4 protein-coding genes are annotated in these 7,839 nt (G+C 74.5%); 2 read left to right on the top strand and 2 right to left on the bottom strand.

Annotated elements, in window-relative coordinates; all coding sequences use genetic code 11:
* Window positions 1–257 precede the first annotated feature (257 nt).
* A complete protein-coding gene (locus QM595_RS05555) occupies window positions 258–1,031 on the top strand; it encodes a class I SAM-dependent methyltransferase (protein WP_415170537.1) in 774 nt (257 codons plus the stop codon).
* Window positions 998–5,017 carry an alpha-(1->3)-arabinofuranosyltransferase family protein gene (locus tag QM595_RS05550; RefSeq protein WP_415170536.1) on the top strand — a complete coding sequence of 1,340 codons (4,020 nt, stop codon included), beginning with the start codon at window positions 998–1,000 and terminating at the stop codon, window positions 5,015–5,017. The genes QM595_RS05555 and QM595_RS05550 overlap by 34 nt, the downstream gene beginning before the upstream one ends.
* On the opposite strand, the gene QM595_RS05545 is transcribed toward QM595_RS05550, so the two are convergent.
* Complete coding sequence (locus QM595_RS05545; RefSeq protein ID WP_415170535.1) at window positions 4,915–6,030, bottom strand: acyltransferase family protein; 1,116 nt, start codon at window positions 6,028–6,030, stop codon at window positions 4,915–4,917. The two genes, QM595_RS05550 and QM595_RS05545, sit on opposite strands and share 103 nt — an antisense overlap.
* Complete coding sequence (locus QM595_RS05540; protein ID WP_415170534.1) at window positions 6,027–7,832, bottom strand: hypothetical protein; 1,806 nt, start codon at window positions 7,830–7,832, stop codon at window positions 6,027–6,029. Before QM595_RS05540 ends, QM595_RS05545 begins: the two co-directional genes overlap by 4 nt.
* Between the last annotated feature and the right edge of the window lie 7 nt (window positions 7,833–7,839).

Below are 7,839 nucleotides of genomic sequence, written 5' to 3'. Positions count from 1 at the left end.
CTCCGCGCCGCCCAGCACGCGCCCTGGCCGCGTTGTCGTCACTCGCCATGCCTCCGGCATGGCTCCCTCCTCCGCCTTGCCATGACGCACGCTGGACAACGCCGAGCTCGACGCCGAGCTCTCGAACACGCTCTGACGCCTCCGCACCGAACCAGCTCCCTCCGACCGGCCGTTACCCCTCGGTAACGTATCCGGAGATGGTAGGCCGTCCTGTGACGAATCGCACCCCGGCGGGCCGTCGGCTAGGGTCCGGCCCCGTGAGATCGCTGGGTAGGCAGGGGTTGTTGCCGACGGGGGAGCCGGCGGGGCGCTGGGCGCCGACGCTGGGCCGCTCGGTGCGGCTGTTCCGTGACTTCGGCGTCGAGCAGACCGACCCGCGCCGGTTCTACACCGCGCTCGCCGAGGACTCCGTCGGACAGCTCTCGGCCTACCACGACCTGGCCGGCGCCACGGTCCTGGACGTCGGTGGCGGCCCCGGCTACTTCCGGCGGGCCTTCGAGCGGGCCGGGGCGTCGTACGTCGCCCTCGACGCCGACGTCGGGGAGCTCTCCGGCGCCGGCGACATCGCCGAGTGGACCGTGATCGGCGACGGCCAGCGGCTGCCGTTCCGCGACGACTGCGTCGACGTCTGCTACTCCTCCAATGTCGTCGAGCACGTCCCCGACCCCTGGCGGATGGCCGAGGAGATGCTCCGGGTCACCCGCCCGGGCGGCATCGCCTTCATCTCCTACACCCTCTGGTGGGGGCCCTGGGGCGGCCACGAGACCTCGCCGTGGCACTTCCTGGGCGGCCGCTACGCCCGGCGCCGCTACCTGCGCAAGCACGGCCACGAGCCCAAGAACAAGTACGGCGAGTCGCTGTTCGGCGTCACCGCCCGGGCCGGGCTGCGCTGGGCGCGCCAGCAGCAGCACGGCGTCGTGCTCGCGGCGGTGCCGCGCTACCACCCCTGGTGGGCGCGGTGGGTGCTCCGGGTGCCGGTGCTGGGGGAGGTGCTGTCGTGGAACCTCCTGCTCGTGGTGCGCAAGCGCTGAGCGAGCAGCCGGGCTCCCGGGCCCAGTCCCGGGTCCGGCTGGCCGGCTTCGCCGCGGTCTGGACCGCGCTGGCGTTCTCCCAGGCCACCGGCCGGATCGTCGCCGACACCAAGTGGGACCTGGTCGCCGCGCCGTGGCGCTTCCTCGCGGGCGGCACCCGGCTGTGGGACGCCCGCGCCGCCTTCGGCCAGATCCAGAACCAGGCCGACGGCTACCTGTGGCCGATGGGCCCGTTCTTCGTGCTCGGCAGGCTGGCGGCGCTGCCCGAGTGGGTGGTGCAGCGACTGTGGTGGGCGCTGCTGCTCAACCTGGCCTTCTTCGGGATGCTCCGGCTGCTGCGTGAGCTGCGCGTGGGCGGTCCCTGGCCGCAGCTCGCCGCGGCCGCCGGCTACGTGCTGGCGCCGCGAGTGACGACCATCCTCGGCGAGACCTCCGTCGAGCTGTGGCCGACGGCGATCGCGCCCTGGGTGCTGGTCGTGCTGGTCCGCGACCGCGGCCCGGCCGCCCGTACCGGCGCGCTGGCCGCGCTGCTGGTCGCCTGCTGCGGCGGCGTCAACGCGACGGCCGTCTCCGCGGTGATCCCGGCCGGCGTCGTCTGGCTGCTGCTCCGGCGCCGGTTCGCGCTGCTCGCCTGGTGGGGCGGCTTCACCGTGCTCGCCACCGCGTGGTGGCTGGTGCCGCTGATCCTGCAGGGCAGGTACGCCGCCCCGTTCCTGGACTACATCGAGAACGCCGCCGTCACCTCCTCGGCCACCGACCTGGTCTCCTCGCTGAGCGGCACCTCGCACTGGGCCGCCTACCTCGGCGCCGCCGGCTATCCGGCGGGCGCGTCGCTGGTCTCCACCCCCTTCCTGCTGCTCGACGCGGCCGCCGTCGCCGCGGTCGGACTGCTCGGCCTGGCCCGCGCCGACCAGCCACACCGGCGCTTCGCGGTGCTGACGCTGCTGACCGGCCTGGTGCTGGTCGGGCTGGGCTACGCCGGCGAGGTCCACGGCTGGCTCGCCGGCGACCGGCGGTCCCTGCTGGACGGCGCGCTGGCGGCGCTGCGCAACACCCACAAGTACGACGTCGTGGTCAGGCTGGCGCTCAGCCTGGGCGTCGCCCACGCGCTGACGGTGCTGGCCGCGTCGTTGGCCGCCTCGGGCGCCGGCCTGGCCCGGCTCTCGACCAGGACCGTCGCGGCCGCGACGGCTGCGGCACTGGTCGGCCTCGGCTTCCCGTGGCTGGCCGGCGAGGTCGCCGCGCCGCGGGGCTTCGAGGCGGCGCCGTCGTACTGGCGCCAGGCGGCCGCCTTCCTCGCCGACCAGCCCGGCACCGCGCTGGTGATGCCGGCGGCCTCCTTCGGCGACTACACCTGGGGCAGCACCCACGACGACGTGCTGCAGCCCTACGCCGAGGGCCGCTGGGCGGTCCGCAATGTGGTGCCACTCGCCGAGCCCGGCAATGTGGTGCTGCTCGACGAGGTGACCGAGCTGCTGGAGTCGGGCCGGCCCTCGGACCGGCTCGCGCCCCTGCTCGCGACCGCTGGCGTCGGCTCGCTGGTGATCCGCAACGACCTGGACCGGTTCACCACCGGGGCCCCCGACCCGGCCTATGTCCATGCGGCGCTCGACGGCGCCCCGGGCCTGACCCGGGTGGCGACCTTCGGCCCGGAGTCGGGGCTCGCACAGGTGCAGACCGCCGACGACGTCCGGGTGCTCGGCGACCACGGCCTCAGCGGCAGCTATCACGCGGTCGAGGTCTACCGAGTCGCCGCCGCCACCGACGCCACGCTGACTCCCGCGGGCGTCTCGGTGATGGGCGATCCCGGCGACGGGCTGCCGCTGACCGGCGACGTCGCCGACCCCGAGCACGTCGTCCTCACCGACGGGTCGCGCCGCCAGGAGACGGCCTTCCAGGCGGTGCGCGGCAACCACGCGGCGACCACTCCGGCCGGCTCCCGGCCGCGGCTCTCGGGACGCGAGCAGTTCCACCGGATCCTCCCCGACCAGGAGCGATGGCAGACCACGCAGACCTGGCGCGGCGTCGCCGACGTGACGGCCAGCGCCTCCCAGGCGGACGCCGACGCGCCGCCGCCGCTGGAGCGCGGCGCCTCGGCGGCGGCCGCGGTCGACGACGACCCCACCACCGCCTGGCGCACCCCACGTGGCACCGACCCGGACGGACAGTGGCTGCAACTCGACCTCGCCACCGCCGCGGCGGTGCCCTCGGTGAGCATCACGCTGCCCGGCGACGCGGTGGCGGTGTCGAGACTGCGGGTCACTGCCGGACCGATCAGCAAGGAGGTCGCCGCCCCGCCGCCCGGCGGAAGCGTCACGGTGCCGATGCGGGTCGCCTCGGCGTCCTCCGTCCGGGTCACCGCCGTCGGCGGCCAGGCCGGTCAGGCCGGCCAGTGGGGGATCGCCGAGCTCGACGTGCCCGGCGTCTCCGCCCGCCGGGTGCTGGCGCTGCCGGCCCCGCCGGACGGCGCCGTCGTCGACCGGATCGAGCTCACCCGCGACGACGGCGCGACCGGCTGCCCCACCGTCGCGGGCACCGTGACCTGCCTCGCTCTGCTGGCGGAGCAGGGCGAGGACGGCGACCGGATCGATCGGCTCCTCACCCTCGCCGACGAGACGACGTACGACGTCGCGGGCACCGGCTCGCTGCGCCGCTCCCCGGGACTCTCCGACACCGTGGCCCGGGCCGTCGGCGTCGAGCTCACCAGCGAGGGGTCACTGGCCGCCGAGATCGCCGAGTCACCGGTCGCCGTGCTCGACGGCGACCTCGGCACCAGCTGGCGCGGCGGCATCAACGCCGCGATCACCCTGGGGTTCGACACGCCTCGCCGGATCGACTCCCTCACCCTGCGCGTCGGCGCCGCGGCCCCGGTCAGCCAACCGGCCCGGGTGGTCGTCTCCGGCGAGGACTGGAGTCTCGCCCGGCGGGTGCGCCGCGACGGCTCGGTGCCGCTGCCCGGCAAGACCACCAGCCGGCTGAGCGTCCGGATCATCCGGGCCCGTCCGGCGCTGACCACCGACGGGGTCACCACCCAGCAGCTCGACCCCGGCATCTCCGAGCTGCTCCTCGACGGCGCGCCGCTGACCGACGGCGTCGTCACGCTGGGCTGCGGCGAGGGGCCTACCGTCACCGCCGGCGGCCGGACGCTGCGCACCGGCGCCACCGCAACGCTGGCCGGCCTGCTGCGCGGCGAGGAGGTCGCCCTCACGGTGTGCGGCGAGGACAGCCTCAGCCTCGGCACCGGGGAGGTCGCCGCCGCACCCAGCACGCTGCTGCGCGCCGACACGCTCGACCTGGTCAGGCCCGGCGCGACCGTGGTCCGGTCGGCCCCGCTACCGCTCACCCGCGACGACCTGGGGGCGCCGCTGCGCGCCGAGGTGCCGGCCGGGGACAGCGACCGTGTGCTCGCGCTGCCACAGAACTTCAACGCCGGCTGGGTGGCCACCCTCGACGGCGAGCGGCTCCGCGCGCAGCGCGTCGACGGCTGGCAGCAGGGCTGGGTGGTGCCGGCCGGCTCCGCCGGCACGGTGAGCTTCTCCTATCCGCCCGACCGGCCGTTCCGGCTCGGCCTGCTCGTAGGCCTCGGCGGGGTGCTGCTCACGGCCGCGGTCGCCCTCGCGCTCCGACGTCGGCGGCGTCCGGCCGCCGAGCCCGATGCCGGCCGCCCGCGACCCGGCGCCCGGGCACTGGAGGGCGCGGTCGTGGCGCTGGCCCTCGGGCTGCTGGGCGGCTGGAGCGGGCTGCTGCTCGGCGGGGTCGTGGTCGTCGTACTGTGGCGCCGGCCGGATGGCCTCGACCTCGCCGGCCCGCTCGCCGCGCTGGCGCTGCTGCTGGCGGTGGTGCCGCGGGCGGTCGCCGGGCTCGACGGCCTCGCCCCGGTGGGTCAGTGGTGCGGGCTGCTCGCCGTGGCGCTGGTGGCCGGGTCTCTCCTGGCGAGCGGGCCGCGGTCCTTGAGCCGCAGCAGCGGCGACTCCAGCCAGCGGTAGGAGGCCGCGGCGAGCACCAGGCTGACCGGCAGCGTGAAGCCCAGCACGCCCCAGAAGCTTCCGGTGAAGACCTCGATCCCGAGCAGCCGCATCCCCAGCACCAGCACCATCATGTGCAGGCAGAACACCCCGTAGGAGATCTCGCCCAGCCAGTGCGCCAGCGGTGTGGTGAGCCAGCCTCGGGCCCGGCCGCCCTCGCCGAAGATCAGCGGCAGCACCAGGCAGAGCGCCGCCGCGCCGTACAGCGCGCATTTCGCGATCCCCTCCCAGGCCGTCGGCGGCACCAGCAGCCGTGGCCCGGCGAGGTCGCTGCAGGCGATGGCGAACAGCCCACCGCCGAGCAGCCACCAGCCGGCCAGATCGGCCGCCACGCGGTCCAGCCGGGCGGCGGCCGCGGGGTGGGCGCTGATCGCGGCCAGCGCAACGCCGCCCGCGAACCAGGGCAGGTACGCCGGCAGCCACTGTGCCAAGTGGCCGCCGGCGAACCCGGCCCATCCTAACCCGAGCAGGCTCAGCAGCGCGCAGCCGGCCAGCACGCCGCGTGTCGAGAGCCGCGCCAGCAGCCGGGCCAGCACCGGCAGCGCGAGGTAGAAGGCGACCTCGGTGCACAGGCTCCACATCTGGGTGAGGCTGCTGGCCAGCGGGGCGTCGACGTAGAGCTGGGTCAGCGTCAGGTGGCGCAGCCAGGTGCCGACCGAGGCGCCGCGGTTGGCCGGGTCGACGAGCAGCGCGACCACGACCACGACCCAGTAGAGCGGCAGGATCCGCAGCGCCCGCTTCCATAGGTAGTGCGCGACGCCGGGCTGCGGCCGGCCCGCCTCGGCGGCGGTGAAGTGCGGCCGGGAGAGCAGGAAGCCGGAGACCACGAAGAAGAGCGCGACCCCGAAGTCGAGCCGGGACAGCGCCGCCCCGGTCCAGCCCTGGTTGATCCGACCGGTGTTGAAGGCGACATGGGTCAGCACCACCATCAGCGCGCCGACGGCGCGGAGCGCGTCGAGTGCCGGGAACCTCATGGGCTCGCCAACGGGGTCGGGCTGCCGACCACGACCTCGCTGACGCACAGCGAGGAGTCGGCCGGCAGCCCCTCGATCGAGAGCGCCTCGAACCGGTCGGCGCCGGCGGTGAAGAACAGGCTGTGCAGGCCGGGCTCGAGGGTGATCTCGTGGGTCTCGTCGCCGGCGACGACTGTGACCGGGGCGCTCTGCTCGGCGTAGTAGCCGACCCGGGCCCACCAGCCGGTGCCGACCACCGGACCGTCGAGGGGCATCTCGACGGTGCCCTTGCGGGCCGGGAACGGGCAGGCGTCACGGACCCTCGGCACGCCGGTGCGGACCGCCTCGACGACCATCGGCGCGAGCTTGCCCTGGTCGGTGAAGGTGTAGAGGTCGTCGAGTCGGGCCCGGGGGTAGAGCGCGTTGGGGGAGAGCCACTTGAAGATGTGGCTCAGGGTGTTCTCGGGATAGCCGAACGCCCACATCACGAACAGCGGCACGCCGTTGTCGACCAGCGGGATCGGCTCCTTGGGGTGCTCCAGGGTGTCCGCGACACCGGTGACGTAGGCGCGCTGGGCATCGATGGTGTGCCAGTGGGTGGCGTAGCTGATCACCGAGCTGGTGCCCAGCACGCCGACCAGGCAGGTCGCCACCGTGACCCGGCCGGGCAGGTCCAGGAAGGCGCTGGGCCGCACCGCTTCGACGGTCTCGACGGCGCCGCGCAGCGGCAGCGTCGCCAGCCCGAGCGCGATGGCGCTGAACGCCGCGAGCTCGGTGAGATAGCGGTATTCCAGCGCCAGGAAGGGGCCGACCGCGGTACGGCCGGAGGTCACCAGCACGATGTCCGCGGCCAGCGGGACGATCACCAGCAGCAGCGCGCGCAGCGACCGGCGCCGTACCTGGTGCAGGTGGTAGACCAACGCGAGGAGGAGCAGCACCGCCAGCACGGTGACCAGCGGCCCCGGCTGGGCGATGGCGCCGTTGGCGCCCTTGTTCCAGGTGAGCGGTCCGCCCAGGATGCCGGTGGCATAGGCCTGGCCGCTCATGTTGCCGGCGACCGACCACAGCGGCTGGTCGTCGGTCGGGGTCGCCTTGAAGTCCTGGCCGCGCCACAGGTAGAGACCGAGATAGGCCACCGCCACCGCGCCGTAGAGGACGACGCCGGCCCGATAGGTGGCGGCCACCTGCCGGATCCGGGCGAGGATGTCGCCGGTGGCGAAGTAGCCGAGCGCGAGGACGGCGAAGAGCAGGTAGCCGTAGAGCGACTTCTCCTGGAACGCCAGCGCGACCAGGGTGATCGCCATGGTCGCCAGCGCCCACCGGAGCCGGCGGGTGCGCAGGTAGCGCAGGTGGGTCCAGCCACCCCAGAACAGCGCCGCCAGGAACGGCAGCTGGTTGACACCGGCCGCCCACCAGATGCCGGCCGGCACGGTGAGCACGGTGAACAGGTAGATCACCAACGGCGGCAGGATGCCCCAGCGGCGGCCGAAGGCCGAGACCAGGAAGACCACGGCGCCGAGGTCGGCCAGCGCCAGGCAGCCCATCATCTCGACGGCGTACAGCGGGAAGCCCAGCGGGTCGACCTGCACATTGGCCCAGGTCGCCAGCAGACCGGCGGGCATCAGGTGACCGCCATAGCTGGTGGTCAGCGCCTGCCAGCCGATGCCGTCGTTCTGCACCCGGGAGATGAAGGCGAAGTCGTCGAAGAACAGCCACGAGCCGGACAGCGCCCAGGCCCGGATCGCCAGTTGGACCACTACCAGCGCGACAGCGGCAGTGACAGGGTCGATCCTGAGGCGAAGCGGCGCTGCGGCGGGGTCCACGGGGCGG

Origin of the sequence: Nocardioides sp., from assembly GCF_047607185.1 — a bacterium.
GTDB lineage: Bacteria > Actinomycetota > Actinomycetes > Propionibacteriales > Nocardioidaceae > Nocardioides.
This window is presented reverse-complemented; position numbering and strand designations above follow the sequence as displayed.

What these genes read in the sequence shown, in the direction of transcription:
- QM595_RS05545 (WP_415170535.1), bottom strand. Translation starts at nt 6,030, where the DNA reads ATGAGGTTCCCGGCACTCGACGCGCTCCGCGCCGTCGGCGCGCTGATG.